28 protein-coding genes are annotated in these 25,917 nt (G+C 69.6%); 14 read left to right on the top strand and 14 right to left on the bottom strand.

The genetic code is table 11. The features are described 5' to 3' along the window. Window positions 1-8: 8 nt before the first annotated feature. Window positions 9-665, bottom strand: coding sequence for a LysE/ArgO family amino acid transporter (locus AC4FS2_RS10875; RefSeq protein WP_491156965.1), 657 nt, complete (start codon window positions 663-665; stop codon window positions 9-11). A 69-nt stretch (window positions 666-734) separates the two neighbouring features. Here AC4FS2_RS10875 and AC4FS2_RS10870 point away from each other — a divergent pair, with 69 nt between their 5' ends. Then, entirely contained in the window at window positions 735-1,619 is an 885-nt protein-coding gene (locus tag AC4FS2_RS10870) for a LysR family transcriptional regulator ArgP (protein WP_491156964.1), read from the top strand. Here AC4FS2_RS10870 and AC4FS2_RS10865 read toward each other — a convergent pair. The 4 genes from AC4FS2_RS10865 to AC4FS2_RS10850 form a co-directional block, all read right to left on the bottom strand. Beyond that, entirely contained in the window at window positions 1,616-2,647 is a 1,032-nt protein-coding gene (locus AC4FS2_RS10865; RefSeq protein ID WP_491177230.1) for an NADP-dependent oxidoreductase, read from the bottom strand. The two genes, AC4FS2_RS10870 and AC4FS2_RS10865, sit on opposite strands and share 4 nt — an antisense overlap. 125 nt (window positions 2,648-2,772) lie before the next feature. Continuing rightward, window positions 2,773-3,267, bottom strand: coding sequence for a MarR family winged helix-turn-helix transcriptional regulator (locus AC4FS2_RS10860; protein ID WP_491156960.1), 495 nt, complete (start codon window positions 3,265-3,267; stop codon window positions 2,773-2,775). A 1-nt stretch (window position 3,268) separates the two neighbouring features. Beyond that, window positions 3,269-4,969: an MDR family MFS transporter gene (locus AC4FS2_RS10855; RefSeq protein ID WP_491156958.1), complete on the bottom strand. Its 1,701-nt coding sequence runs from the start codon at window positions 4,967-4,969 to the stop codon at window positions 3,269-3,271. 100 nt (window positions 4,970-5,069) lie between these two features. Then, window positions 5,070-5,744 (bottom strand): YqaJ viral recombinase family protein, encoded by a 675-nt coding sequence (locus tag AC4FS2_RS10850; protein WP_491156956.1) that lies wholly within the window; start codon window positions 5,742-5,744, stop codon window positions 5,070-5,072. Between the two features lie 476 nt (window positions 5,745-6,220). Here AC4FS2_RS10850 and AC4FS2_RS10845 point away from each other — a divergent pair, with 476 nt between their 5' ends. The 3 genes from AC4FS2_RS10845 to rplL all read left to right on the top strand — a co-directional run bounded on the left by AC4FS2_RS10845 (window position 6,221) and on the right by rplL (window position 8,359). Further along, window positions 6,221-7,003 carry a hypothetical protein gene (locus AC4FS2_RS10845; protein WP_491156954.1) on the top strand — a complete coding sequence of 261 codons (783 nt, stop codon included), beginning with the start codon at window positions 6,221-6,223 and terminating at the stop codon, window positions 7,001-7,003. 408 nt (window positions 7,004-7,411) lie between these two features. Continuing rightward, a complete protein-coding gene (gene rplJ / locus AC4FS2_RS10840; RefSeq protein ID WP_491156952.1) occupies window positions 7,412-7,927 on the top strand; it encodes a 50S ribosomal protein L10 in 516 nt (171 codons plus the stop codon). 45 nt (window positions 7,928-7,972) lie between these two features. After that, on the top strand, window positions 7,973-8,359 hold the full coding sequence (gene rplL / locus AC4FS2_RS10835; protein WP_491156951.1) for a 50S ribosomal protein L7/L12: 387 nt from the start codon (window positions 7,973-7,975) through the stop codon (window positions 8,357-8,359). Window positions 8,360-8,417: 58 nt separating this feature from the next. Here the strand turns inward: rplL and AC4FS2_RS10830 are convergent, their stop codons facing one another. Beyond that, window positions 8,418-9,464: a LacI family DNA-binding transcriptional regulator gene (locus AC4FS2_RS10830; protein ID WP_491156950.1), complete on the bottom strand. Its 1,047-nt coding sequence runs from the start codon at window positions 9,462-9,464 to the stop codon at window positions 8,418-8,420. A 250-nt stretch (window positions 9,465-9,714) separates the two neighbouring features. Here AC4FS2_RS10830 and AC4FS2_RS10825 point away from each other — a divergent pair, with 250 nt between their 5' ends. From AC4FS2_RS10825 to AC4FS2_RS10810, 4 genes are all read left to right on the top strand, one after another. After that, window positions 9,715-11,043: an ABC transporter substrate-binding protein gene (locus AC4FS2_RS10825; RefSeq protein ID WP_491156948.1), complete on the top strand. Its 1,329-nt coding sequence runs from the start codon at window positions 9,715-9,717 to the stop codon at window positions 11,041-11,043. Window positions 11,044-11,126: 83 nt separating this feature from the next. Next, a complete protein-coding gene (locus AC4FS2_RS10820; RefSeq protein WP_491156946.1) occupies window positions 11,127-12,260 on the top strand; it encodes a carbohydrate ABC transporter permease in 1,134 nt (377 codons plus the stop codon). Beyond that, complete coding sequence (locus AC4FS2_RS10815; protein WP_491156944.1) at window positions 12,260-13,231, top strand: carbohydrate ABC transporter permease; 972 nt, start codon at window positions 12,260-12,262, stop codon at window positions 13,229-13,231. The genes AC4FS2_RS10820 and AC4FS2_RS10815 overlap by 1 nt, the downstream gene beginning before the upstream one ends. Before the next feature lie 39 nt (window positions 13,232-13,270). Then, window positions 13,271-15,730, top strand: coding sequence for an HAD-IC family P-type ATPase (locus AC4FS2_RS10810; RefSeq protein ID WP_491156942.1), 2,460 nt, complete (start codon window positions 13,271-13,273; stop codon window positions 15,728-15,730). On the opposite strand, the gene AC4FS2_RS10805 is transcribed toward AC4FS2_RS10810, so the two are convergent. From AC4FS2_RS10805 to AC4FS2_RS10795, 3 genes are read right to left on the bottom strand one after another with little or no spacing between them, the layout of a single operon-like run. After that, window positions 15,675-16,076 carry a hypothetical protein gene (locus AC4FS2_RS10805; protein ID WP_491156941.1) on the bottom strand — a complete coding sequence of 134 codons (402 nt, stop codon included), beginning with the start codon at window positions 16,074-16,076 and terminating at the stop codon, window positions 15,675-15,677. The two genes, AC4FS2_RS10810 and AC4FS2_RS10805, sit on opposite strands and share 56 nt — an antisense overlap. After that, window positions 16,073-16,756 (bottom strand): DUF305 domain-containing protein, encoded by a 684-nt coding sequence (locus AC4FS2_RS10800; protein WP_491177228.1) that lies wholly within the window; start codon window positions 16,754-16,756, stop codon window positions 16,073-16,075. Before AC4FS2_RS10800 ends, AC4FS2_RS10805 begins: the two co-directional genes overlap by 4 nt. A 7-nt stretch (window positions 16,757-16,763) precedes the next feature. After that, window positions 16,764-17,480 (bottom strand): thioredoxin-like domain-containing protein, encoded by a 717-nt coding sequence (locus AC4FS2_RS10795; protein WP_491156938.1) that lies wholly within the window; start codon window positions 17,478-17,480, stop codon window positions 16,764-16,766. A 209-nt stretch (window positions 17,481-17,689) separates the two neighbouring features. Here AC4FS2_RS10795 and AC4FS2_RS10790 point away from each other — a divergent pair, with 209 nt between their 5' ends. Further along, a complete protein-coding gene (locus AC4FS2_RS10790) occupies window positions 17,690-19,033 on the top strand; it encodes a multidrug effflux MFS transporter (protein WP_491156937.1) in 1,344 nt (447 codons plus the stop codon). Here AC4FS2_RS10790 and AC4FS2_RS10785 read toward each other — a convergent pair. Beyond that, window positions 18,969-19,511: a nitroreductase family deazaflavin-dependent oxidoreductase gene (locus AC4FS2_RS10785; RefSeq protein ID WP_491156936.1), complete on the bottom strand. Its 543-nt coding sequence runs from the start codon at window positions 19,509-19,511 to the stop codon at window positions 18,969-18,971. The genes AC4FS2_RS10790 and AC4FS2_RS10785 overlap by 65 nt on opposite strands. A 77-nt stretch (window positions 19,512-19,588) precedes the next feature. Between AC4FS2_RS10785 and AC4FS2_RS10780 the strand changes: the two genes are divergently transcribed. From AC4FS2_RS10780 to AC4FS2_RS10765, 4 genes are read left to right on the top strand one after another with little or no spacing between them, the layout of a single operon-like run. After that, complete coding sequence (locus AC4FS2_RS10780; protein ID WP_491156933.1) at window positions 19,589-20,251, top strand: phosphatase PAP2 family protein; 663 nt, start codon at window positions 19,589-19,591, stop codon at window positions 20,249-20,251. A gap of 9 nt (window positions 20,252-20,260) precedes the next feature. Further along, window positions 20,261-21,790 (top strand): SDR family oxidoreductase, encoded by a 1,530-nt coding sequence (locus AC4FS2_RS10775; protein WP_491156931.1) that lies wholly within the window; start codon window positions 20,261-20,263, stop codon window positions 21,788-21,790. Window positions 21,791-21,799: 9 nt separating this feature from the next. Beyond that, entirely contained in the window at window positions 21,800-22,285 is a 486-nt protein-coding gene (locus AC4FS2_RS10770; protein WP_491156930.1) for a MogA/MoaB family molybdenum cofactor biosynthesis protein, read from the top strand. Further along, complete coding sequence (locus AC4FS2_RS10765) at window positions 22,282-22,710, top strand: molybdenum cofactor biosynthesis protein MoaE (RefSeq protein ID WP_491156928.1); 429 nt, start codon at window positions 22,282-22,284, stop codon at window positions 22,708-22,710. The genes AC4FS2_RS10770 and AC4FS2_RS10765 overlap by 4 nt, the downstream gene beginning before the upstream one ends. 6 nt (window positions 22,711-22,716) lie before the next feature. On the opposite strand, the gene AC4FS2_RS10760 is transcribed toward AC4FS2_RS10765, so the two are convergent. The 4 genes from AC4FS2_RS10760 to AC4FS2_RS10745 are packed head-to-tail and all read right to left on the bottom strand — an operon-like array spanning window position 22,717 to window position 25,434. Beyond that, a complete protein-coding gene (locus AC4FS2_RS10760; protein WP_491156927.1) occupies window positions 22,717-22,950 on the bottom strand; it encodes a MoaD/ThiS family protein in 234 nt (77 codons plus the stop codon). After that, the gene (gene moaC / locus AC4FS2_RS10755; protein ID WP_491156925.1) at window positions 22,947-23,429 is read right to left on the bottom strand and encodes a cyclic pyranopterin monophosphate synthase MoaC; all 483 of its coding nucleotides are present in this window, start codon (window positions 23,427-23,429) and stop codon (window positions 22,947-22,949) included. The genes AC4FS2_RS10760 and moaC overlap by 4 nt, the downstream gene beginning before the upstream one ends. Continuing rightward, window positions 23,426-24,658, bottom strand: a complete 1,233-nt coding sequence (locus AC4FS2_RS10750) for a molybdopterin molybdotransferase MoeA (RefSeq protein ID WP_491177224.1) — start codon at window positions 24,656-24,658, stop codon at window positions 23,426-23,428. The genes moaC and AC4FS2_RS10750 overlap by 4 nt, the downstream gene beginning before the upstream one ends. After that, on the bottom strand, window positions 24,655-25,434 hold the full coding sequence (locus AC4FS2_RS10745; protein WP_491156922.1) for a HesA/MoeB/ThiF family protein: 780 nt from the start codon (window positions 25,432-25,434) through the stop codon (window positions 24,655-24,657). The genes AC4FS2_RS10750 and AC4FS2_RS10745 overlap by 4 nt, the downstream gene beginning before the upstream one ends. Window positions 25,435-25,527: 93 nt before the next feature. Between AC4FS2_RS10745 and AC4FS2_RS10740 the strand changes: the two genes are divergently transcribed. Further along, a complete protein-coding gene (locus AC4FS2_RS10740) occupies window positions 25,528-25,917 on the top strand; it encodes a TOBE domain-containing protein (protein WP_491156920.1) in 390 nt (129 codons plus the stop codon).

Raw genomic sequence — 25,917 nt, 5'->3', positions numbered from 1 at the left:
ACGCATCGTCACCGCGGCAGGACGAGGCTCACAGCGATGCCGATCATGACGACCGCGATGATCGCGTCGAGGATGCGCCATGCGCGGGCTGTCGACAGCCAACGCCCGAGATAGCGTGCGCCGAACGCCAGACCGAAGAACCATAGGATGCTGGCGATCATGGCTCCTGCGGCGAAGATCCAGCGGTCGTCGCCCTGGGCGGTGGCGACCGAGCCGAGGAGGAAGACGGTGTCGAGGTAGACGTGCGGGTTCAGCCACGTCAGGGCGAGGCAGGTGAGGAGGACGGGAGCAAGCCGGGGAGCCGTCCGCGTCGGGGATCCGCCGCGGGACGTGTGCGCGCCGGCCGCAGCATCCGCCTCGGCGGGTGTGAGCCCGCGGCCCGTCGGTCGCCACGCACGGCGGGCGGCGAGCAGGCCGTATCCGACGAGGAAGAGCGCACCGGCCCAGCGGATGACCCCGATGAGCCACGGCACCGCCTGCAGCACCAGGCCCACACCCGAGACGCCCAGGGCGATGAGCAGGGCGTCGGACACCGCGCAGACGGCGGCGACCGCGAACACGTGCTCACGGCGCACGCCCTGACGCAGCACGAAGAGGTTCTGCGCGCCGATCGCGACGATGAGGGAGAGGCCGAGACCGAGGCCGGCGAGGAAGGCGGGGAGCACACTGTGACGGTACGGACGCAATCGTGACAAGTCCAGTTCAGGATTCTTTTGAACCTTTAGCATGGCTTCATGTCGGTTCCGCTGGATCTCGCTCGAACATTGGCGGTCGTCCTCGACGAGGGCACGCTGGACGCCGCAGCTCGCCGGCTGCACATCACGCCCTCTGCGGTCAGCCAGCGCATCCGCGCGCTCGAAGACCGTCTCGGCCGCGTGGTGCTGTTGCGCACGAAACCGGTGCGCGCCACCGACGCCGGCCGCGCCATCGTGCGTCTGGCACGGCAGCTCGACCTCCTCGAGCACGACGCGCTCGCTGAGATCGGCGCCGATGACTCGGGAACGGCCGTGGTGCCGCTCGCCGTGAACGCGGATTCGCTGGCGACGTGGTTTCTGGCGCCCCTGGCGCGGCTGAGCGACCGGCGGCGTGTGGTGTTCGAACTGCACCGCGACGACCAGGACTTCACGGCCGCGCTGCTGGAATCGGGAACGGTGATGGCCGCGGTCACCTCTCGCGAGACGGCGGTGGCCGGCTGCCGGGTCAGGCCGCTCGGGATGCTCCGCTACGAGGCGGTGGCCAGTGCCGCGTTCGTCACCCGGTGGTTTCCCGCCGGTGTGGACGGTGACCGGCTCGCCGTCGCCCCGGTCGTCGACTTCGACCGCCGCGACGACCTGCAATCACAGTGGCTCGCGGCCCGCGGCGTCACCGGTACGCCGCCTCGGCATCTCGTCCCCGCCTCCCACGACTTCGCCACCGCGATCATTCTGGGACTGGGATGGGGTCTTCTTCCGCGTTTTCCGTCCGAAGACCACCTTGCCTCCGGCGCCCTGGTTCCCCTGGGCGGCCCGCCCATCGATGTGCCCCTGTTCTGGCAGCAGTGGAACCTCACCTCACCGCTGCTGGATGCGATCGCCGATGAGGTCGTGGCCGAGGGCCGGCGCGTGCTGACGGCGCCTTAGTCGTCGCTGATCCGCAGCACCAAGGTGCCGCGTGTCTGGCCCCGATCGAGTTCGGCATGGGCCGCCGCTGCGTCCGCGAGCTCGAACACGCGGTCGATATAGACCTGGACCGCCCCTGAATCCAGGAGCCGGGCGATGGTGGCCAGAACCCCACCGTCGGGAATCACCCTGTAGCCGGTCGCGCGGACGCCCGCTGCGGCCGCGGCATCGGCGTGCCCCGGCCACCCGCTCTCGGGCACCTCGATGAGGAGGCCGCCCGGGCGCAGCACGGCCACCGAACGGCGTGCGGTGTCGTCCGGGCCGTTGCCCACGAGGTCGATGACGACGTCGACCTCGCCGACGACGTCCTCGAACCGCTGCGTGGCGTGGTCCACGACGACGGCCGCCCCCAGACTGCGCAGCCAGTCGGCGTTGCCGGCGGGGCCGGTCGCGGTGACGTGGGCACCGAAGTAGGCGGCGAACTGCACGGCGAAATGGCCGATACCCCCCGTCCCGGGGTGGATCAGGATCCGTTGGCCTTCGTGTGCGAGAGCCGTCTCAACGATGACGCCCCACGCGGTCAGAGCATCCAACGGAACGCCGGCCGCCTCCACGTGGGACAGGGAGGCGGGTTTGCGGGCGATCGACTGGGCGGAGGCGACGACGTACTCGGCGTAGGTTCCACCCGTGCGGGGAAAAGCCGCCATCCCGAACACCTCGGTTCCCGCCGGGAACGGGAAGGCTTCGAAGGGCGCCTTCACGACCACCCCGCTGAAGTCGAAGCCGAGGGCGGCGGGGTATTGCGCGATCGCGTCGGCGACCCCCTCGCCGCGGCGCGTCTCGGCATCGATCGGGTTCACCCCGGCGGCGACGACGCGCACGAGCACTTCGCTCAGCACCGGTGCGGGCACGGCGAGTTCGGCGGTGCGCAGGGTGCCGGCGGCTGCGGAGTCGATCACGGCAGCCCGCATCGTGGCGGGCGGGTCGGAGGGAGAGACGAGGGCTGATCCCGTCGGGGCGGGTTCGGGACGCAGCGGCCGGAATCTCATCCGCGCTCCTTCCGTGCGGTCGGCACCGGCAGCACAGGTGGCTGGGGTGCGAACACAGTCAACCCGAGCAATGTCTCGCCGGTGTTACGCGGGGGTCACTGTGCGGAGAAGCTCCGGTGCATCCGCTATGCGCTGTCGGCCGGGGCTCTCCCGCTGGCCAGAGCCGACAGGAGCGAGGTGGCGTGACGGATGTCGTCGACCGACCATTCCTCGAGTGCCGCGGACAGGCGGCCGCCGTGGGGAGAGCGCGCCGCCTCCAGTCTCCGGGCGCCCAGGGGAGTGACCGCGATGAGGCGCGAACGCCGATCGTTCGGGTCGTCGGTGCGCTCGACGAACCCGAGCGCCTCCAGCTCGCTGACGCTGCGGCTGGCCAGCCCCTTGTCGGACGTCAGTCTCTCCGCGAGGGCCGAGAGGGTCACCGGGCCGTGGCGATGCACCGCGGAGAGCACCTTGAAGGTTCCCGGGAGCATCCCCGGGCTGGCCAGTTCCGCCGCCTCTGAGATGAGGCGACGGAACACGGTGATCAGTTCGGAGAACGAGTTCTCCAGATCGCGGATCGCCTCTGTGCGTTCGTCGATCGCCGGAGCGACGGCGGGCTCAGGGGAGGCGGCGGCTGTCATGTCAGCCATCCTCGCCGATCCCGGGGCGACCGCCGCGGGAGCGACGTGGTGTGTTCTCCGGGTCGGCGGTGGGGACAGGACCGGTGCCGGCGAGGACGGCCATTCCCTCCGTGGTGGATACCGTGGCGAGGTCCGCCTCGCTGGCAGCGATGCGCTCGGCCGTGGTCATCCGCGTCAAGGCGTGGTTCGGCAGGAACGCGATCGCGATGATGCTGAGAACGGCGAGCGGCACCGCGATGAGGAACGCGTGCGCGATCGAGGTGGCGTAGATCTCTTCGAAGATCACCCGCACGACATCTGGCAGCGCCGACACCTGCGGGAGGGCGCCGGAGCTGAGCTGGTCGGCGACGGCCGCGCCATCCGGTCCGAGGCTTGCGATCGCGGCGCCGATCTCCTCCTTGCGGTCGGCGCCCAGCGAGGTCACCGAGGCCGCGACAGCCGCGCCCATGAGAGACACCCCGATCGTGCCGCCGAGGCTCCGGAAGAAGGCGACGCCGGAGCTGGCCGCGCCGAGTGCCCTCGGGTCGGCGGTGTTCTGCACGATGAGAACAAGGTTCTGCATCGTCATGCCCACGCCCGCGCCGAGCAGGAACATGTAAAGGCCCACGAGGAAGAACGGCGTGTCGTAGTGGATGGTCGACAGCAGGAACGATCCAGCGGTCAGGAGCACGGCGCCGACGATGAGGTACGACTTCCACTTCCCGAAGCGGGTGATGAGCGCGCCGACGACGACCGAGGCGATCAGGAGACCCGCGATCATCGGGATCGTGAGCAGCCCGGCCTCGGTGGGAGTCGCGCCGCGAGCGAGCTGCATGTACTGGCTGAGGTACACCGACGTCCCGAACATCGCCAGGCCCGTGGCGATGGAGGCGATCACGGCGAGGGTGAAGGTGAGGTTGCGGAAGAGGTTCAGGGGAATGAGGGGCTCGGTCACCTTCAGCTCGGTGATGATGAACAGGATCGTCGCGAGAGCCGCGCCGCCCACCATCAGAGCGGTCTCCATGCTGGCCCACTCGAAGTTCTGCCCCGCGTTGGTGATCCAGATCAGCAGGAGCGAGACCGCCGCCGCGAGGAAGACGATGCCGAGGTAGTCGATGCGCACCTTGCGGGGCGGATGCTTCGGCAGGTGCAGCGTCCGCTGCTGGATGAGGAGTGCCGCGACGGCGAACGGAAGCGCGACGAAGAAGTTCCACCGCCACCCGAACGCGTCGGTGATCAGGCCGCCCAACAGAGGGCCGCCGACGGTCGCCAGCGCCATGACGGCGCCGAACAAGCCCATATAGCGGCCGCGCTCACGCGGGCTGATGATGTCCGCCATGATCACCTGGCTGAGCGCCGCGAGACCGCCGGCGCCCACGCCCTGGACCGCGCGGAAGGTGATGAGCGTCTCCGGGTTCTGCGAGAACCCGGCCGCCGCCGTCGCGAGCACGAACACCAGGATGGCGATCTGGATGAGCAGCTTGCGGTTGAACAGGTCGGCGAGCTTGCCCCAGATAGGGGTCGAGATGGCGGTGGTCAGCAGCGTCGCGGTGACGACCCACGTGTACACGGCCTGGTCGCCGTTGAGGTCGTGGACGATGACCGGAAGGGAGGTGGAGACGACGGTCGAGGCGAGCATGGACACGAACATGCCCAGCAGCAGACCCAGGAGGGCGGGGAGGACGCGGCGCTGTGCCGGTGCCTCGGTGGAATCGAGAGCCATGCGGGCCCTTTCACGACGGAGACGGATCGGCGACGACGATGGCGCGATAGTTGACTTAACTCAACGATACGCCTTTTCGTTGACTTTCGTCAACGACCGGTCACTGTGAGAGGGCGAGCGCTCGGAACGCTTCTCTCGGGTGCGGGGGAGGGGCCGCTGCATCCTGACGCGCCCGTGTCGTCCGGTGGTGGAGTTCGTCGATGAGCGCCGTGGCGAGGGAGACGAGCTTGGCGATCTCGCTCTCGTCCCGGTCCACCCACTCGCACCGGGGCTCGTCGTCCACCGGGACGAAGTCGTCGTGCACTTCCCAGGCGACCAGGGTGCGGTCGGCGCCGAGCACGTGCTGCTGCCACCACACCTGGCGAAGATAGGTGCGTGGGATGCTCCGCCACGACTTGTTGGTCGTCTTGATCTCGGCGAGCACGACGCGGCCCGCCGCATCCACGGTTACGCCGTCGGGGGTGGCCAGGTGGCGCTTCTCCACGACCGCGTGGAAGAGGGCCGACGACGGCTGAATGCCGTGGGTGGCCGCGACCCACGCGGCGATCTCCGGCTCCCGGCGGCGGCCGTGAGCGGTGTAGGCGTTTCCGGAGAAGCCCGAGCCCATGAGTTTCGCGTCGGCGGCACGGGGGATGGCGTTCGCGCTGGTGAGCGTCGCGACGTCCGTGGCCGTGATTCCGCGCGATCGCGCGCGGATCCATGCCACCCGGTCGCGCGAGTCCGCCACGATCCGCGCCGCGAGTTGCGGGCTCCGGGAGGCGAGATCGGGGGACATGTGTTCGACCCTAACCCGCGCTTCCGACCCGTCCCACCCGACCCGCCGCCCATCCGCGTGTCCCTCCGCCTGTCGCCCGCGTGTCGCTCCGCGTGCCCCTCCGCGAGCGCACGACTTGGTGCCCAGCGCACGACGTTCCTCCGCGATTTCGCCGTGCGTTCGACGCGAAGTCGTGCACTCGGCGGCGGGCCGCCCTTCCTCCACAGGGGCGCGGCGCGACGGGGTGTCCACAGAACGCACAGGAACGGATCGGCGGGGTGCCACGGGCGGTGAAGTGGAGGGATGCGACATCTCACCGCTGAAGAAGCAGACAGCATCCTGCGCAGTCGGGAGGATCTCAGGTTCCTCGGAATCAACGACCGAGCCGTGGCGGCGATGACGAACACCGCCGGAAGATCCGCCGAGGTTGGTGGGTGCAGGGGGAGGCGTGCAGCGGCCTCGCGCCCGAGTCTCGTCATCTCCTTCACGTGTGCGCTGTGGCCCGCGACATCCGAAGTGAGGACACGGTGGCCTCGTACGCGTCGGCGGCCGTGCTGCATGCACTGCCGCTCTATCGGACGCCCCTCCGCCAGGTTCATCTCACCACTCCACGGGAGGGGCGAATCTCCAGTGGCGACGATGTCTTCCGCCACGTGCAGAGCGTTCCGGACCAGGACATCGCCGAGGTGAACGGGATTCGCTGCACGACGGTGGAACGCACCGTGTTCGATCTCTGCCGGACGCTTTCGCCCGAGGCTGCGCTCTCGGTGGCCGACGCGGCGCTGCGTCAGATCGCCGTCCGCGACCATGCGTACGACGAATCCGCGGCCATGGCCTGGCGCGACGACCAGTTCCGTCGGCTTCGGGACGCGGCTGGAGCCCGCGGCATCCGGCAGGCGCGGCGAATCGTGGAGATCGCCGACGGTCGCGCGCAGCTCCCCGGCGAAAGCGTCAGCCGGCTTCAGCTCTTCCGCCTGGGATTTCGGCACCTGTGCCTGCAGGTGCCGGTCCGCGCGCCCGACGGTCGGTGGTACTGGGTCGACATCGGTATCGAGGAGGCCGACGCCTGGGGTGAATTCGACGGCGCGACGAAGTACCTGGACGAAGCCATGCGCTCGGGACGCAGTGTCGAGGAGGTGCTGCTCGCAGAGAAGCAGCGAGAGGACTGGATCCGCGGCACGACTCACCGCCGATTCGCCCGCTGGGGCACCGCGCACATCGAAACGCCTCTGCTTCTGGGTCGCCGCCTCGCGTCATTCGGCATTCTTCCGCCACGCTGACACCGACGGCCTTCCGCCGCCCTCACACCGACTGCACGGGTTCGTTCCCAATGCACGAGCTCATTGCGCTCATTACCCGTGCACTCGGCAAGAGACCGTGCACTCGCCGAGGGGAGCGGAGGCGGGGAGGCGGGGTGGGGAGGGGCGGGATTTGGACCGGAGGCGGCGGGCGCGTATGCTGGGGGCAAGCCAAAGACCGCCGGTCATCGGTGTGCGCGCGAGCGCATGACGATCGAAGCTCTGTGAAAACAGGGGCCTGCGCAGGTGTACGAAACGACATCCCGGACCGGGAATCGAGCTCCGTGCGCTTGCGCCGGAGCTCTTCTTGTTTTTCCAGGCGGAGAAGACCGGATGCTGCGGCCCGACGCCCCGTCATTGCGGAGCGTTTCGTACACACAAGGAGTGGCCATGGCGCAGAAGGATGCATCGGTCGCCGAGCTCACGAAGAACTTCGAGGACTCGACCGCCGTTCTGCTGACCGAGTACCGCGGTCTGACGGTTGCCCAGCTCAAGGAGCTGCGCAACAGCATTCGTCAGGACGCGGAATACGCCGTGGTGAAGAACACGCTGACCAAGATCGCCGCGAACAACGCGGGGTTCACCGGTCTGGACGACGAGCTCAAGGGCCCGTCTGCCATCGCTTTCGTGCACGGCGACCCGGTCGCCGTCGCGAAGGGGCTGCGTACCTTCGCCAAGGCTAACCCTCTTCTCGTGATCAAGGGCGGGTACTTCGACGGTGCCCCCCTGAGCGCGGACGAGGTCAACAAGCTCGCCGATCTCGAGAGCCGTGAAGTCCTGCTGGCGAAGCTCGCCGGTGCGATGAAGGCCTCGATGACCAAGGCGGCATACGTCTTCAACGCGCTCCCGTCGAAGGCCGTTCGCACGGTCGACGCGCTGCGCGAGAAGCAGGAGTCCGCGGCCTGACATCGGGCCCCGGCATAAGCGAAACCCCAATCAAGGAGAAACATCATGGCAAAGCTCAGCACTGAGGAGCTGCTCGACGCGTTCAAGGAGCTCACCCTCATTGAGCTCAGCGAGTTCGTGAAGGCGTTCGAGGAGACCTTCGACGTCACCGCCGCGGCCCCGGTCGCCGTTGCCGGCCCCGCTGCCGGTGGCGCCGCTCCCGTCGAAGAGGAAGAGGTCAAGGATTCCTTCGACGTCGTCCTCGAGACGGTCGGCGACAAGAAGATCCAGGTCATCAAGGTCGTCCGCGAGCTCACCTCGCTCGGCCTCGGTGAGGCGAAGGCTGTCGTCGACGGTGCTCCCAAGGCCGTCCTCGAAGGTGCCAACAAGGAGACCGCCGACAAGGCGAAGGCCGCTCTCGAAGAGGCCGGCGCGACGGTCACCCTGAAGTAACTCTCTTCACGAGAAAGCCCCGGATGCTGCGGCATCCGGGGCTTTCTCGTTGCCGATGTCAGCTGCGCCCGAGGCGCGTGTCGGAAACGGAGACCGAGAGCGCGGGGTCCGTCGGCGCGGTCGAGCTGCGGACGACCAGGCGTGCCTGCAGCCGGATGTCGGCCGGCTCGGCTGCAGGATCCTCGATGGCGCGCACCAGCATCCCCACGGCGGCGCGTCCCTGCTCGCGGGGGATCTGCTGCAGCGTGGTGAGGGAGAACATCTCAGCGAACTCGTGATCGTCGATTCCGATGACGCTCAATTCGCTGGGCACGGGGATCGCCAGCCGCCGCGCGGCGATGATGGCGCCGACCGCGACCTCGTCGCACGCCGCCACGAGCGCGGTCGGCCTTTGCCGCGCCTGGCTGAGCAGGTCGACCGCCGCCGCGTATCCGCCCGGCATGGTCACAGGGGAATGCGCGTGCCGCGCGCCTTCGCCGAGTCCGGCCGCGCTCATCGCCTCGCGGTACCCGCGCAGGCGGAGGCGGTCGACGTGGGCGAAGTGCTCGTCGGCGTCGCCGCCGAGGAACACGATGGCGCGATGTCCGAGTGCGATGAGATGCTCGGTCGCCCGGCGAGCGGCATGGACGTCGTCGACGGTGACCACGCCCCGTGCCTCGGGGGTGCCGACGACGCTCACCAGCGGTCGTCCCAGGCGCAGCAACTGCTCCAGCTCCCCGTCAGCGGGCTCCAGGCCCACAGCGATCAGTCCGTCGAAGCGGCGCCGCGGGAGAAAGTCCGACAGCACGCGTCGACGATCTCCCGTGCCCGGCGGCGCCTCATAGAGGGTGAGGTCGAGGTCGAGGTCGAGGAGGGCCGACTGGATTCCCTCGACGACCTCGGCGAAGAACCAGCGCGCCAGCGTGGGCACGAGCACTCCGATGGACTGCATCCGACCGGTGGCGAGACTCACGGCACTGGTGGACGCGACGTAGCCGAGGGATGCGGCGATCTCCGCGACCCTCCGGCGCGTCTCATCCGAGACGTACCCGCTGCCGGTGAGTGCACGGCTCGCGGTTGATTTCGAGACGCCGGCGAGGCGTGCGACCTCCGAGATGCCGCTCATGCAGGCCTCCTCATCGTCGTGTCGACCGCAGATCCCGTGAAAGCGTAGTCGCGGCCTCGGGGAAATGGAACCGGTTCCGCGCGCCCTCGAGGACACGGAACCGTTCCCAGGGCTGCTTGAGAGCGCTCCCAGGGTGTGGTTATCTACTCGTGATCAATCATTGTTGTGCGGTGCCATGAAGTCGCATACCGTGGCCTGGAATCGGTTCCTTACGGATCCGCACCGCAGATACTCAAGGAGGAGGAACCACATGGGCATGTCACAGCACCGTCGCCTACTGGCGCCGCTCGCACTCGTCGGCGTCGCCGGCATCGCGTTGGCAGGCTGTTCGGGAGGGCCGGGCGGGTCGTCCGGCGGCGGCGGAGGCGATGACGAGGGCAGCGTCGTCACGGTCTACGGCACGATCGCCGACACCGAAGCCGAGCTGCTCGAGGAGTCGTGGGCCGACTGGGAAGAAGAGAACGGCATCGACATCGAGTACGAAGCCTCGAAGGAGTTCGAGGCTCAGATCGCCGTTCGCGCCCAGGGCGGAAACGCACCCGACCTCGCGATCTTCCCGCAGCCCGGTCTCATGCGCGACATGGCCGAGCTCGGGTTCCTGAAGCCCGCCCCGGAGGCCGTCGTCTCCAACGTCGGAGAGTACTGGTCCGAGGACTGGGCCGAGTACGGGCAGTACGACGGCACCCAGTACGGTTCTCCGCTGATGGCCAGCGTCAAAGGCTGGGTCTGGTACTCCCCGGCGCAGTTCGCCGAGAACGGCTGGGAGGTTCCGGCCGACTGGCAGGGCCTGCTCGACCTGACCACTCAGGTCCAGTCGACCACCGGCGCCGCACCCTGGTGCATCGGCTTCGGCTCGGATGCTGCCACCGGATGGCCCGGAACCGACTGGATCGAGGACATCGTCCTCCGCCAGTCCGGCACCGAGGTCTACGACCAGTGGGTCGCCAATGAGATCCCCTTCACCGACCCGCAGATCGCCTCCGCCTTCGAGGAGTTCGGCAAGATCGCGCTCAACCCGAGCTACGTCAACGCCGGCTTCGGTGGCACCGACACCATCGTGGGAACGCCCTTCGGTGACGCGGCCAATGCGCTGGTCAGCGGCGACTGCGCGCTGCACCACCAGGCCTCGTTCTTCGACGGCTTCATCACGGATGCGGGCGGCACCGTCGCCGAGGACGGCGATCTCTGGGCCTTCCTGATGCCGGCGTTCGAGGCCGGCAGCGAGGGGAACGTCGTCACCGGTGGTGGCGAGATCGTCGGCGCCTTCAGCGACGACGAGGCCACCCAGGCGGTGCAGGAGTACCTCTCCAGCCCCGAGTGGGCGAACTCGCGCGTCGCCCTCGGCGGCGTGATCTCGGCCAACACCGGGCTTGACCCGGAGAACGCCTCCAGCGAGATCCTGACCGCCGCGATCGAGATCCTGCAGGACCCGAACACCACGTTCCGGTTCGATGCATCCGACCTCATGCCGTCGTCTGTGGGAACGCAGACCTTCTTCAAGGGCATGAACGACTGGGTCAACGGCACACCGACGACCGCCGTGCTCGAGCAGATCGAGTCGGGCTGGCCGTCCGAGTAATCCGCTGACGCGGGGTCGCTCCTTCCCGGGGCGGCCCCGCGGTCATCGGTGCAGAGTTCGACGACGCACTCGGAAGGACCCTCATGCGCGAATTCCTTCAGTGGCTGAGCACCCTCTCGCCGTGGCTGGAGATCCCGATCATCATCGGTGTCTTCATCGCGGTCGTCGGGCTCATCCTCTTCCTCGTAGAGCTGGCCCCGCGCAGGGGCCGGGGCTACACGCTCCTGCGGCTCGCCGTGTGCGTCGCCGTACCCGTCCTGATCCTGTGGATGCTCCAGTCGTACCAGTGGGCGATCATCGCCGCGGCCTTCGTCGGTCTGGGCTTCTTCTTCCTCGACATGTACGCCAAGAGGGGCGCCGGATCGCTGTTCCAGCTCCTCGGCTTCCTCGCCCCGGCGATCCTGCTTCTCGTCGTCGGGCTCATCGTGCCCGCCATCCAGACGACCGGCCAGGCGTTCTTCAACCGGAGCGGTCAGTCCTTCGTGGGGCTGGACAACTTCGTGTGGATCTTCACCCAGCCGCAGGGGATCCGCGTCGTCCTCAACACCATCGTGTGGGTCGTCGTCACGCCGATCGTCTCGACGATCGCGGGGCTCGCGTACGCGTACTTCATCGACAAGAGCCGCGGTGAGAAGTACTACAAGATCCTCGTGTTCCTGCCGATGGCGATCTCCTTCGTGGGGGCGTCGATCATCTGGCGTTTCGTGTACACGCCCCGGCCGGCCGACCAGGACCAGATCGGCTTCCTCAACCAGATCATCGTGTGGCTCGGCGGTCAGCCCGTCAACTTCCTCGCGGTGGAGCCCTGGAACACGCTCTTCCTCATCGTCGTGCTGATCTGGGTGCAGACCGGTTTCGCGATGGTGGTGCTCTCCGCGGCGATCAAGGGCGTTCCCACGGAACAGCTGGAAGCGGCGGAACTGGACGGTACCAACGCCTGGCAGCGGTTCATGAACGTCATCGTTCCGGGCATCCGTCCGACCCTCGTCGTCGTGCTCACCACGATCTCGATCGCCTCACTGAAGGTGTTCGACATCGTCCGCACCATGACCGCCGGCACGAACAACACATCCGTCATCGCGAATGAGATGTACACCCAGATGCGCAGCTTCGAGCAGGGACGGGCGGCGGCCTTCGCCGTCGTGCTGTTCGTGCTGGTGCTGCCGCTGGTCGTCTACAACGCGGTGCAGCTCAAGAAGCAGCAGGAGGTGCGCTGATGAGCGCGGTGATGCCGGTCGAACTGCCCCTGGACGAGGGCACCAAGGACGAACTGCGCCGTGGCGAGCGCCGGGCCGAGCGGGGGGTGACCGCGGGCGCCAAGCGAAAGCTCACATCCCGCTGGGCGACGCTTGCCGCGCTGGTCATCGCGGTGCTGTGGACCCTCCCGACCTTCGGGTTGTTCATCTCCTCGTTCCGTCCGCGCGAACTCATCCAGACCACCGGTTGGTGGACGGTCTTCAGTAACTGGGGATGGACCCTCGAGAACTACTCCGAGGCGCTGCAGTCCGGCAACAGCCAGCTGAACATGGCGGGCGCCTTCGTGAACTCCATCGCGATCACCCTGCCCGCGACGATCATCCCCATCTCGATCGCGCTGCTGGCGGCGTACGCCTTCGCCTGGATGCAGTTCCGCGGACGGAACATCCTGTTCATCCTGGTGTTCGCCCTGCAGATCGTGCCGATCCAGATGGCGCTGATCCCGCTGCTCCAGCTGTTCTCGGAGGGAACGCTGTTCAACGTTCCCGTGATCCAGGGGATCGGACAGGCCGGGTACGCGCAGGTGTGGATCGCGCACGCGATCTTCGGTCTGCCACTGATGATCTTCCTGCTGCACAACTTCGTCTCGGAGATTCCCGGGGATGTCATCGAAGCGGCTCGGGTGGACGGTGCGGGCCACGGACAGATCTTCTTCCGGATCATCCTGCCTCTGACGATGCCCGCGATCGCCTCGGTGGCGATCTTCCAGTTCCTGTGGGTGTGGAACGACCTCCTGGTGGCCTTGATCTTCGCCGACGGCAACGTGGCTCCGATCACCAAGCTGCTGGCAGAGATGACCGGTAGCCGAGGTCAGGACTGGCACCTGCTGACAGCCGGGGCGTTCATCGCGATCATCGTCCCGCTGATCGTCTTCATCGCTCTGCAGCGGTTCTTCGTCCGCGGGCTTCTGGCCGGCTCGACGAAGGGCTGAGCGGCCGAGGAGGCATCCGGGCGGTCGTACAGTGATCCCATGGGTGCCTCCTCCACCGCTTCCACGCGCGAGGACGGCGAGTCCGGGCTGACCTCGGCGGAGGTCGCGCAGCGCGTAGCGGCGGGCCGGACGAACGCGTTCGAGTCGCACACCAGCCGCAGCGCCTGGACGATCATCCGGGCCAACGTTCTGACCCTGTTCAACGGCATCGTCTTCGGATGCTTCTTCCTGCTCCTGATCCTCGGGCGGTGGCAGGACGCCCTCTTCGGTCTCGCCGCTTTCGGCAACTCGATCATCGGGTGCGTCCAGGAGTTCCGGGCGAAGGCCGCGCTGGACCGCCTCGCGCTCATGAACGCTCCCCGCGCGCGGGTGCGCCGAGACGGCCGCGACATCGACATCGCCCCGCCCGAGGTCGTGCTCGACGACGTGCTCGTCCTCCGCGCCGGTGACCAGGTCACCGCCGACGCCGCGGTGGTCGTCGGGCGCGGCCTGCAGGTCGACGAGTCGATGCTGACCGGAGAGGCGGAGGCCGTCGACAAGCGCCCTGGCAGCGAGACCCTCTCGGGGTCGGTGGTCGTCGCCGGGGAGGGGATCGCACGGGTGGTGCGCGTCGGGGAGGACGCCTACGCGAACACCTTCGCCCGCGAGGCGAAGCGGTTCTCGCTCGTGGCCAGCGAACTGCGCTCGTCGGTGGACCGGGTGCTCAAGTGGGTGGGGTGGGGCATCGGGCCCATCGGGCTCCTGGTACTCAACGCGCAGATGCTGGTGCTCGGCGGTTGGGCCCGCGCGTGGCGCACCGGCGCCTGGGTGCAGGCCGCCGTCAACGCCGTCGCCTCGCTCACGGCGATGATTCCGCTGGGGCTGGTGCTCATGACCTCCATCGCCTTCGCGGTGGGCGCCGCCAGATTGGCCGCCCGTCAGGTGCTCGTCAACGAGCTTCCCGCGGTGGAGGGACTCGCGCGCGTCGACATCATCTGCCTGGACAAGACCGGCACGCTGACGGCCGGGGACATCACCTTCGGCGAGACCTTCCCCCTGCAGGAGGTCGCGGGATGGGAGGAGGCCCTCGGCTGGTACGGCGCGGCAGAGGACGCCAACGCCACAGCCCGGTGCCTGCGCGAGCCCTACCCGGGGACGCCGGCCGTGCCTGCGACGGCCGAGATCCCGTTCTCCTCTGCCCGGAAGTGGAGCGCGGTGTCGTTCGGCGGGGGCACGTGGGTGCTCGGTGCGCCGGAGATGGTGTTCGGGGACGCCGCATCCGACCCCCGCACCCCCCTGGGGCGTACCGCCGCGCATTCCGCGGACCAGGGACGCAGGACCCTCGTCCTGGGGTACAGCCCCCGATCCCTCTCCCGTGACGAGGTACGGGCCGAACAGCTGCCGGGCGAACTTCTGGCGGTCGCGGTTCTCACCTTCCGGGAAGAAGTGCGCAGTGACGCACGGGAGACGCTGGAGTACTTCCGGGAGCAGGGAGTGGCCGTTCGGATCATCTCCGGCGACAACCCGCACACCGTGGCGGCGATCGCTCGCGAGGTGGGCGTCAACGTCGACGAGGGATTCGACGCGCGGCATCTCCCCGACGACCAGGCCGCGCTGGCCGACGTTCTCGAGGACCACATCGTGTTCGGCCGCGTGACGCCGGACCAGAAGAAGCGCATCGTCCTCGCCCTCCAGAGCCGTGGGCACACGGTGGCGATGACCGGCGACGGCGTCAACGACGCGCTGGCCATCAAGACGGCCGACATCGGCATCGCCATGAACTCGGGAGCGGCGGCGACGAAGGCGGTGGCCCGCCTCGTTCTGCTGGACGGTCGGTTCTCGCATCTGCCTGCCGTTGTGGCCGAAGGCCGGCAGGTCATCGCGAACATCGAGCGGGTCTCGATGCTGTTCCTCACCAAGACCGCCTACGCCACCGGGTTGGCGCTCCTTTTCGGTGTTCTGGTGATGGAATTCCCCTTCCTTCCGCGGCAGCTATCCATCACGGACGGCCTCACCATCGGGATCCCGGCCTTCTTCCTGGCGCTGATGCCCAACACGCAGCGGTACGTACCGGGCTTCCTGCGACGATCCCTCACGTTCGCGATCCCCGCGGGCGTTCTCATCGCGGTGGCCCTCACTGTCTACGCGCGGATGGCGGCGACCTTCGGGGTGACGCAGGAGCAGATCCGCACCGGGGCGACGATCATCCTGGCCGTCGTCGGCATCTGGGTCCTGGCGGTGCTGTCGCGACCGATCCATCGGGTCGTGGCCCTCGTCATCGGCGGCATGTTCGTCGCGCTGCTCGCCATCTTCACCGTGCCGCTCACGAGTGCCTTCTTCCAGCTCGCCGATCCGGGGGAGGAGACGTCGACGCTCGTGGCGATCGTGTCGGTGTCCACGATCGCCGGCATCGAGGTCGTGCGCTGGGTGCACCGGAGAATCGTCGCGCAGGCGCTGAACGCTCCTACGACGCCTGCCGGGCGAAGAAGCGAGAGCCCGGCGGAACCCACAGTGCGGTGAGGACGAACGCCTGGACCACGATCTGTGCGATCGCGGCGCCGTCCCACTCGGTCGTGGCGATCGCGGTCACCTGAAGCGCGGCTAGCGCGGCGATCACGACGGACGCCAGCGCCCGGGCGAGCCGGCTTCCGCGCCCGGTGGCCCCGGCAACGGCGAGCGCCAGCAGACCGGCGAGGATGATCGCCACGCCGAGGAGTGAGATCGTCAGCACCGCGTCGGCGGCCGCCTCGTACCGGCTGAGAAGCACGACGATCCCGATGGCGGCATTCAGCAGCCCGCTCCCGTAGAGGAGCACGACCGCAATGGTCACGATGACCGGGCGTCGCCCGGGCGGGGGGCTGGTCACCGGAGCGAGGCGGTGCAGCCCAGGCGGGAAGCGATGGACTCCATCGCGCCGATCTCGCCCGTCTGTGCGGCGATCATCCCCTCCGCGACGGTGTCGACCCGCGGGTCGGAGCCCAGCTCGACGACGGCCTCCGCCATCGGAATGGCGCCGCGGTGGTGGCGGATCATCAGGTCGAGGAACAGGCAGTCCGCGTCCGCCCCCGTGGCGTTCCGGAGCTGGGCGAGCTGCTCCGGCGTGGCCATCCCCATCTCGGCCTCGAGCTCTTCCTCGGTCACGGCTGCGGCGTCATGCCCGTGCTCGGCGGAGTCCGCCATCCAGGACATCAGCGGACCGCCCGACTGGGGGAGCCCCCACCGGACGAGCCAGCCGTACATCTCGCCCCGCTGGCCGGCCTGCGCGGTGGCGATGTCGTACGCGAGTACCCGCAGCTCCGGATCTTCGGTCTTGCGGTAGATCTCCATGGCCATCTCGATGGCCTGCCCGTGATGAACCTGCATGTCGCGCGCGAAGCCGGCCTCCGCCGACGACGTGCTGGGGTGCACCGGCGCGGCGCTCGCGCCGAAGGCGGTGAACCGGCCGACCGCGAACGCCGTGGCGGCGACCGCGATCGCGACGAGCAGAACGGCGACCCACGGCGCGGCGCGCCGGACGGGTGCGGCGTCGCCGGTGCCTCCGCTCATCGTCAGGTCAGGACTTCCCGGGGCCGTCGGTGGCGCCGGAGCAGCTCGCGTTGGGCTCGGGGACGTCTTGGCTGCGCCAGTACTCCTCGAAGAACTCCGGGATGCGCTCGTCGGACGCGGAATCCAGCTTCAGCTGATGGTTCCACGAGCTGAGGACGATCGGGGAGTCCAGGCCCTCGAACGGGGAGAGGATGACGTAGGTCGAGGGAAGGTGGGTCTTGAGGGTGTCCAGGTCTTCGCCCGACACCGCTGCGGCGTCGTAGGTGACCCAGACCGCCCCGTGCTCCATGGAGTGCACGGCGTTCTCGTTGACCTGCGGCTCGGTGTAGATCCCGCAGTTCAGCCAGATGGAGCTGTGCGGGCCGCCCGCCGGGGGCGACTGGGCGTAGTCCACCGCACCCTCCACGTGTGTGGTCTCGTTGTCGAAGGTCTCGACCCCCTCGATCTCGAGCCCTTCGCTGTCGAGGGCACCGTAGGTCGGGGCGCTGCGGGGAGCGAAGACGAAGGATGCGACGACCAGGGCGAGGATCGCCACGGCAGCGGTGGAGCCCACGACCCACCAGACGATCTTCCCGCGCCGCCGCTTGGCGAGCTGGCGCTGGTACTCCGCCAGCTTTTCTTGGCGTTTCTGCTCGCGCTGCTGCTTGACGGTCTGATTGATGGTCGCCTGGGCGGCGGGGTTCCCGCTCGCGCGGCGGTCGGACGGGCTTGACGAAGGAGTCATGTGCGGCGTGTGCGTTCCGTTGGTGAGCGAGGACACGTCGGACGGGCGCCGACAGGTACAGCCTATTCGCGCGCATGCGGGGGAGGCTGTGAGGCTCCCCATACGCCGCTATCATGGATGCGTTCCGAATCGATTCGGAACGTCCCCTCCCCTCTGTGAGACGCGGACCTTCTCCGGGTCTTGTCGCTGACTCTCCGAACGAAGGCTTCGTGCTCGACACCGCATCCAACCCGATCGTCCCTCCGGCCGCCGGAACCCGTCCGGAGCGGCCGGCCACGGGCGCGATCCGCACCCTGGGAAAGAACCCGGCGACCGCGCCGATCATGCTGCACCCGGGGGACTCGCTCCCCATGGGTCGTCGCGTGGTGTACATCATCCTGCTCGGCGCGTTGACGGCGCTCGGGCCGTTCACGATCGACCTCTACCTGCCGGCGTTCCCCGCGCTGGAGAGCGACTTCCGCACCACGGCCACGGCTATCCAGCTCACCCTCACCGGCACGATGGTCGGATTCGCGCTGGGTCAGCTCATCGTCGGCCCCCTCAGCGACAAGGTCGGCAGGCGCATGCCGCTCCTCGCCGTCACCGCGTTGCACGTCGTGGCCAGTACGGCCGCGGCACTGGCCCCCTCGCTCGAGCTGCTCTCGGTCGCACGCGTCCTCATGGGCGCGGGAGCGGCAGCCGGGGGCGTCGTCGCCGCGGCGATCGTGCGGGATCTCTTCGGCGGGCGGCGTCTCGTGGTGATGCTCTCGCGCCTGGCGCTGGTCTCGGGCGTCGCGCCGGTGCTCGCGCCGCTGGTGGGGTCGGGGCTCCTGCTGGTGACGTCGTGGCGCGGGATCTTCGTCGTCCTCGCGGTGTACGGCGCCGTCATGCTCGTCTCGGCGATCTTCCTCCTCCCCGAGACGCTTCCCCGGGAGCGGCGGGCCGAGCAGGCCAGCACAACCATCTGGGCCCGGTACCGCAGCGTCCTGACCGACCGGGTCTTCCTCGGGGTCCTGGTCATCGGCGGGATGACCTTCAGCGGCATGTTCTCCTACCTCTCGTCGTCGTCGTTCCTCTTCCAGGGCGCCTACGGGCTGGATCCGCAGCAGTACGGGATGCTGTTCGCGGTCAATTCGCTCGGCGTCATCGTCGGCGTGCAGTCGGCGTCGCGGCTGGCGGCGCGGTTCGGTCCCCAGTGGGTGATGGCGTGGTCCACCGCCTTCCTCCTCATCGCCAGCATCGGCATCATCGTCACCGACCAACTGGGCCTCGGCATGTGGGGCACCATCGTGCCGTTGTTCTTCTTCATCACCGCGTGCGGGTTCACCTTCCCGTGCGTGCAGGTGCTGGCCCTCGACCGGCACGGCAAGGCGGCCGGCACCGCACAGTCCCTCATCGGGGCGACCAACTTCGGCGTCGCCGGTTTCATCTCTCCGGCGGTGGGGTGGATCTCCGGTTCCGCCGGCATCACCGCCACGACGATGGCTTCCGTGATGGTCGGATGCGCCGTTATCGGCGTCCTCGGGCTATGGCTCCTGGTGCGGCCGAAGACGGTGGGCCTTCTGGCGCCCTGACGGGCTGCAGCCGGAACAGCCGCACCACGCGACCGGATTCGCGCTCGTAGGTGCGGTACCCCGGCCACTGCCGTTCGATGCGCGCCCAGACGGCGTCGCGTTCGTCGTCGCCGATGAGGGTGGCGTGCACGGGCATCCGGCGGCCGCGAACCGTGATCTCCGCGTCGGGGTGCGCGAGCAGGTTCGTCGTCCAGGCGGGATGCTGCGACCCGGCGAAGTTCGAGCCGGCCACGATCGCCCGGCCGTGACCGTCGGGCGTGTACATCAGCGGCACGTCGCGGGGCTGTCCGGAGCGGGCACCGACGGTGTGGAGGACGAGCGAAGGCACGAGGAGCCCGCTGATCTGCACGCGCCCCTTCGTCGCACGAGCGATCGCGCGCTCGACAGGCGGAAGCGCGGTCGGGGCGAAGCGGCGGAACACCCGCGTGCGGGTGAAGGGCGCAATGGCGCGGCGCACGACGTCGACGGCACGACTCATCCCGACATTCTTGCGGGATCGTCGTCGCTGCACGCAACCCCCGGCGCAAATCGGTGACTCCCGGAGACAATGGCGTGATGGAGATCGCAACCGTGCGGGCGTGGCGTCTGCAGGCCCTGATCGGTGCGGTGCTGGTCGCGCTCGCCTGCGGACTGGGAGCGTGGGTGCTCGCCCGCGGCAATGAGCCCTTCGTCGTCGACGTGTGGTGGAACAGCCTGTGGGCGGACTCGGCGGGAAACAGCGTCCTGTTCACCTTCGCGCTGGTGATGAACCGGCTCGGGGGGACATGGGTGGGGGTCTACCTGATCCCGATCGCCTCGGCGGTCGGGCTGCTGCTCCTCCGACGGCCGTGGGGAGCCGCGTACTTCCTGGCCGCCTCGATCCTCAGTGCCGCCGCCGTCCAGGTGCTCAAACGTACTTTCGGGCGTGCGAGGCCCGAAGACATCCTCATCACGAGCGACTATGGGTCGTATCCGTCCGGTCACGCCGCGAATGCGGCGACCATCGCGGTGGTCGCTGCGGTGCTCTTCGCCCGGGCCTGGGTTCTCATCGTGGGGGCGGCATGGGTGGTGCTGATGGCCTTCAGTCGCACGTATCTGCACGCGCACTGGCTGAGTGACACGATCGGCGGCGCTCTGGCCGGCGCCGGGGTCGCCCTCCTGGTCGCCGCGGCCTTCTCCGCCCTGCTCGCCCGGGACCGTGCGCGTCAAGCCCTCCGCGCGACGCCCGGGCGCACCTAGCGTCAGAGAGTGAGCGCGCTGACCACCCCCACCGGCCGGGAGGCGGCGTTGCGCGCCCGCCCGCGATCCGATGGCTCGGCCCCCCGCGCCCTCGTGATCGGTGCGACCGGGTATATCGGCGGAAGGCTGGTGCCGCGGCTGGGCGCCGCCGGGTATCGCGTGCGCGTCCTGGTGCGCTCGCCCGAACGCGCACGCGCCTTCGATTGGGGCGAAGACGTCGAGATCGTCGAGGGTGACGCGACGGACGCCGCTGCCATGGCGCGGGCCGTGGCCGACGTCGACGTGCTGTACTACCTGGTCCACTCCATGTCGGCAGGACGGGATTTCGAGGATTCCGACCGGCGAGCGGCACAGACCGTGGCCGATGCCGCGTTGGCCGCCGGCGTTCGTCGGATCGTGTACCTGGGCGGGCTGCATCCCTCTGGCACGGAACTCTCGCCGCATCTGCGATCGCGGGTGGAAGTGGGCCGGATTCTCCTCGACAGCGGCGTGCCGACACTCGTCCTGCAGGCGGGAATCGTCATCGGATCGGGATCGGCGTCGTTCGAGATGGTCCGTCACCTCACCGAGGTGCTGCCGTACATGCCGGCGCCCCGGTGGGTGCGCAACCGCATCCAGCCGATCGCCGTCCGCGACGTGCTGCACTACCTCCTGGGGGCGGCACGGGTGGGCGAGGATGTCAATCGCACGCTCGACATCGGTGGACCCGACGTGCTGCGGTACGGGCAGATGATGAACGGGTATGCGGTGGAAGCCGGCCTCCGCCAGCGCGCGATCGCCGCTCTGCCTGTCCTGACGCCCCGGCTGGCGTCGCACTGGGTGAACCTGGTCACGCCCATTCCGCGGGCGATCGCCCGGCCGCTCGTGGAGTCGCTGCAGAACGACTGCATCGTCAAGGACGGTGCCGTGGACGATTTCATCCCGCCCCCGGAGGCCGGTCTCACCCCCTACCGGCAGGCCGTCGCGCTGGCCCTCGGCCGCCTTCGAGCGGACGAGGTAGAGACGAGCTGGCAGGATGCCGATCTCTCCGGGGTGCCGAGCGACCCCCTGCCGAGCGACCCGGACTGGGCGGGCCGGACGGCGTTCACCGACGTTCGGACGGCGTTCACGTCGGCACCGCCGGAGCGCCTCTGGGCCGTTGTCGAAGGGATCGGCGGGGAGAACGGGTGGTACTCCTCGCCGATCCTCTGGGCGATTCGCGGGTGGATGGATCGTCTCGTGGGGGGAGTGGGCCTGGCCCGCGGACGCCGCAGTCGTGGGCGGATCGCGGTGGGGGACGCACTGGACTTCTGGCGTGTCGAGGCACTCGAGCGTGGGCGGCTTCTGCGGTTGCGCGCGGAGATGAAGGTGCCGGGGCAGGCCTGGCTGGAGCTTCGGGTGACCCCGCACGACGGTGGGGCGCGCTTCGACCAGCGCGCGGTGTTCTTCCCGCGCGGGCTCGGCGGCAGGCTCTACTGGCTGGGGGTGCTCCCCTTCCACGGGTTCATCTTCCGCGGGATGGCCAACCGGATCACCGCAGCGGCCGCGCGTGCCTCGTAGGCTGGGCGGATGCAGCGCATCGCCCGGGTGATCACGGTGTCCGACCGATCGGCTGCGGGGGAGCGCGAGGACCGCGGTGGTCCGCTGGCCGTCGGGATGCTGCGCGACGCCGGCTGGGACTGCGCCGACGCCGAGATCGTCCCCGATGGTGCCGACAGCGTCGAGGAGGCCTTGCGGCGCTCGCTTTCCGGGCCCCCGGTGCTGATCGTGACCACGGGCGGCACCGGTGTCGGACCGCGGGATGCCACGCCCGAGGGCACCGCGCGGGTCCTCACGCGCGAGCTCCCGGGGATCGCGGAAGAGATTCGCCGCGGAGGGCTCGCAGACACTCCGCTGGCCGTCCTCTCCCGTGGGCTTGCCGGGGTCGTCGACCCGGCGGGTGGTTTCGTGGTGAACCTTCCCGGCTCCCCGCGCGCCGTGGTGGCCGGCATCCCCGTCGTGCTGTCGGTTGCTGCCCATGTGCTCGACCAGCTGGCGGGGAGGGACCACGCGTGAACCCGGTGCGGATCGCAGCGATCTCCGATGCGCCCCTCGACGTGGCGGCCCACCTCGATGCCGTCGACGACCCGCGCTTCGGCGCGACGACGAGCTTCGTGGGACGCGTGCGCGATCATGACCCGGATGCCGCCGGCGCCGTGGTGGCGCTCGAGTACAGCGCGCACCCGGACGCTCCCGACACGCTCCGGCGGCTCGCCGAGCAGGCCGCCGACGGGCTCGATGCCGTCGTGGCGGTGAGTCACCGCGTCGGCCGGCTGTCGGTGGGTGACGCGGCGGTCGTGATCGCCGTGGCCTCGGGGCACCGGGCGGTCGCCTTCGACGTGTGCCGCGCTCTGATCGAGGCGATCAAGACCGACCTCCCGGTGTGGAAACGTCAGGTCGAAGCCGACGGCACCACGGCCTGGAAGGGCCTCGGCGGCTGATCCGGCTCAGCCGCCGGCGAACGGGGGCAGAACATCCACGAGGGACGCCGCGGTGAGATCGGCGTCGCCGTCCGTGCGGACGCCGTCGACGAGGATCGCGCAGCGAGGCAGGATGTCCGCCAGGGCGGGATGCTCGGCGAGAACCGCGTTGCGCAACGCCGTCAGCGTCGGCTCGGTGCGGTCCTCCGCATCCGCACCTGCGGCCTCGGCTGCGGCCGCGAAGTAGCGGACGTGGGTCACGCCGACGCCTCCCCGGGGCGCGTCCAGTCGCCGGAGCGCCCACCCGATTTCGCCACGATGCGCACGTTCTCGATCAGCGCGCTCCGGTCCAGTCCCTTGATCATGTCCACGATCGCCAGGGCGGCGACGGAGACCGCGGTGAGAGCCTCCATCTCCACGCCCGTGCGGTCCGCCGTCCCCACGGTGGCCTCGATCGCGACGCCGTCCGCCGTGATCTCCAGGTCGACCGATGCGCGGTGCACGCCGATGACGTGGGCAAGGGGAAGGAGGGAGGAAGCCGACTTGGCGCCCTGGATGCCGGCGATCCGGGCCACCGCCAGCACGTCGCCCTTCGGGGCCGTGCCGTCGATCAGCGCCGCCACGACCTCGGGCGCACAGCGGACGAAGCCGCGGGCGGTGGCCGTCCGCACGGTCGGCTGCTTCGCCGTCACGTCGACCATGTGCGCCTGTCCGGCCGCGTTCAGGTGGGGAAAGCTCATCCCACCAGCATGACATCGACGCCGTCGCCGGGTGCGACGGCGTCGACCTCGGCGGCGACCACGGCGAACGCCGAGGCGCGGGCCAGGCCCCCCGCGAGGTGGGATCCCGAGCCCCCGGCAGTCGCGGGGCGCACGGCGCCGCCGGCGAGGTCGACGGCGGCGGGCAGGTATTGGCGCCGTCCCACCGGCGTACGCCACCCTTCGCTGGCGAGGAGCGTCGTGTGCGGCCGGGCGAGGTCGTTCCGGCCCTGCAGGCGAAGCAGTGCCGGGCGCACGAAGACCTCGAAGGACACCGCCACACTCACCGGGTTGCCGGGCAGCCCGAAGACGAGGCAGCCCGAGGGGAGCACGCCGAACGCCTGCGGCTTCCCGGGTTGCATGGCCACCCCCACGAACTCGATGTCGCCGCCGCCGTCGAAGGCGCCACGTACCGGCTCGTAGGCACCGGCGCTGACCCCGCCGGTGAAGACGATGACGTCGGCACCGACGGCCTGCGCCTCGGTCGTCACGCGTGAGACGGCGGCGGGATCATCTCCCACCCGCGCGAGGAGCACCACGTCGGCGTCGGTGGCGGCCACCAGCGCCTCCAGGAGCGGCCCGTTGGAATCGGGGATGCGGCCACGGCTCGGGATCTCCCCGGGGCCGGTCAACTCGCTGCCCGTGGAGACCACGGCCACGCGCGGCGCCCGGGTCACGGAGACCGAGTCGACGCCGGCGGCCACGGACGCGGCGATCTGGAAGGCGCCCATTCGCGTGCCGGCGGCAACCACCTCGTCGCCCGCGCGGAGGTCGCTCCCACGGCGGCGGATGAAGCTCCCCGGCTTCGGTGCCCGCGTGACTCGGATTCCGCCGAGCGAGTCGGCGAGTCCTCCGGCGGTGTCTTCGAACGGCACGACCGCGTCGGCGGCGGAGGGGACCGCCGACCCCGTCATGATCCGCGCGGCCTCCCCGGGCGCGAGGGCCGGGTCCGTGTCGGTGCCGGCAGGAAGGTCGGCGACGACGCGGAGGAGGGCGGGATGCTCCGCCGAGGCGTCCGCGACGTCGCTCGCGTGCACGGCGAACCCGTCCATCGCGGAGTTGTCGAAGAGCGGGATGTCGAAGGTCGCCCGCACCGGCGCCGCAAGGGCGCGGCCGGCTGCGGCACGCACAGGGCGCGACTCGGCGCGGACCGGGCGCACGGCGGCCAGCACCCGGGTGAGCTGATCCTCGACGCTGCGGAGCGCCGTCACGCGACGATTCCCGTCGGAGCGGCCCGCAGGGGCACCTCGGCCACGCGGGCCCGGAGCGCATCGACGGTGATCATGCGACCGAGGAGCGGCTCTCCTGCTCCCGTCACGAGCTTCACCACCTCGGTGGCCAGCATGCCCCCGACCTGCACGCAGAGCGCGCCGAGCACACCGACCTGTGCGCATGTGGGCGGCTCGCCCTCACTGCCTTCCGGGAACAGATCGCCCAGGCGCACGGCGTCGACGCCCACAGGGGGCCGCGACCAGAACACCGTCACCTGCGCGTGCCATTCCTGAACCGCGCCCCAGACGAGGGGCACGCCGAGCGCGTCGGTCGCATCGGCGACAGTGCGGCGGGTCGGAAACGCGTCGCTGCCGTCGACCACGATGTCGGCGCCGCGGAGGATGTCCCGAGCGTTGTCGGTCGTCAGTCGCTCACTCACCGTGACCACCCGGGTTCCGGGGGCGAGGTCGGCGATCGCGCGGGCCGCAGACGCGGTTTTCGGGGAGCCGACGTCGCCGACGCGGTGGAGGATCTGACGCTGGAGGTTCGTCAGTTCCACCACGTCGTCGTCGATGACGACGAGTTCGCCGACACCGGCGGCGGCCAGAGCGAGGATCGTGGGGGAGCCCAGCCCCCCGGCGCCCACGACGGCGACACGTGCGGCGGCGAGTCGCCGCTGCCCCTCCTCGCCGATCCCGGCCAGCACCGCGTGCCGGGCGGTGCGGATGAGCTCGGTGGGGGCGAGGCTGTCGATCGGTTCGACCAGCGGCTTCATCCCCTCAGGCTACGGCCTCGGGATCATCGGCGAGGGATCCGCGGAAGCGGGGATTTTATAGGTCATGAGCCGCATCTGCGGTAACTTACTGCGATGACGAGCTATCGGATCTCCCAAGCCGCCCGTCTGCTGGGGGTCAGCGACGACACCGTGCGGCGGTGGATCGATGCGGAACAGCTCCCGGCCGGCGGATCGCCCGCGGAGATCCCCGGCGCGGCGCTCGCCGACCGTGCCGTTCGGCTCGCTGCCGAGGCCGACGACCCGACCGACGTGCTCTCCAGCGCGCGGAACCGGTTCGTGGGCATCGTCACGCGCGTCCAGGTGGACGGCGTCATGGCGCAGGTCGACCTGCAGAGCGGGCCGCACCGGGTGGTCTCGTTGCTGTCCGCCGAAGCCGTGCGCGAACTGCAGCTGGAGGTCGGTTCGCTCGCGGTGGCATCGGTCAAGGCCACGCACGTCGTGGTCGAGACACCGCGGGATTGA

The sequence above is a fragment of the Microbacterium sp. Z10_103 genome, from assembly GCF_058310455.1.
Note: the sequence above shows the minus strand (reverse complement) of the source record. Positions and strands in the feature narration are given on the sequence as shown.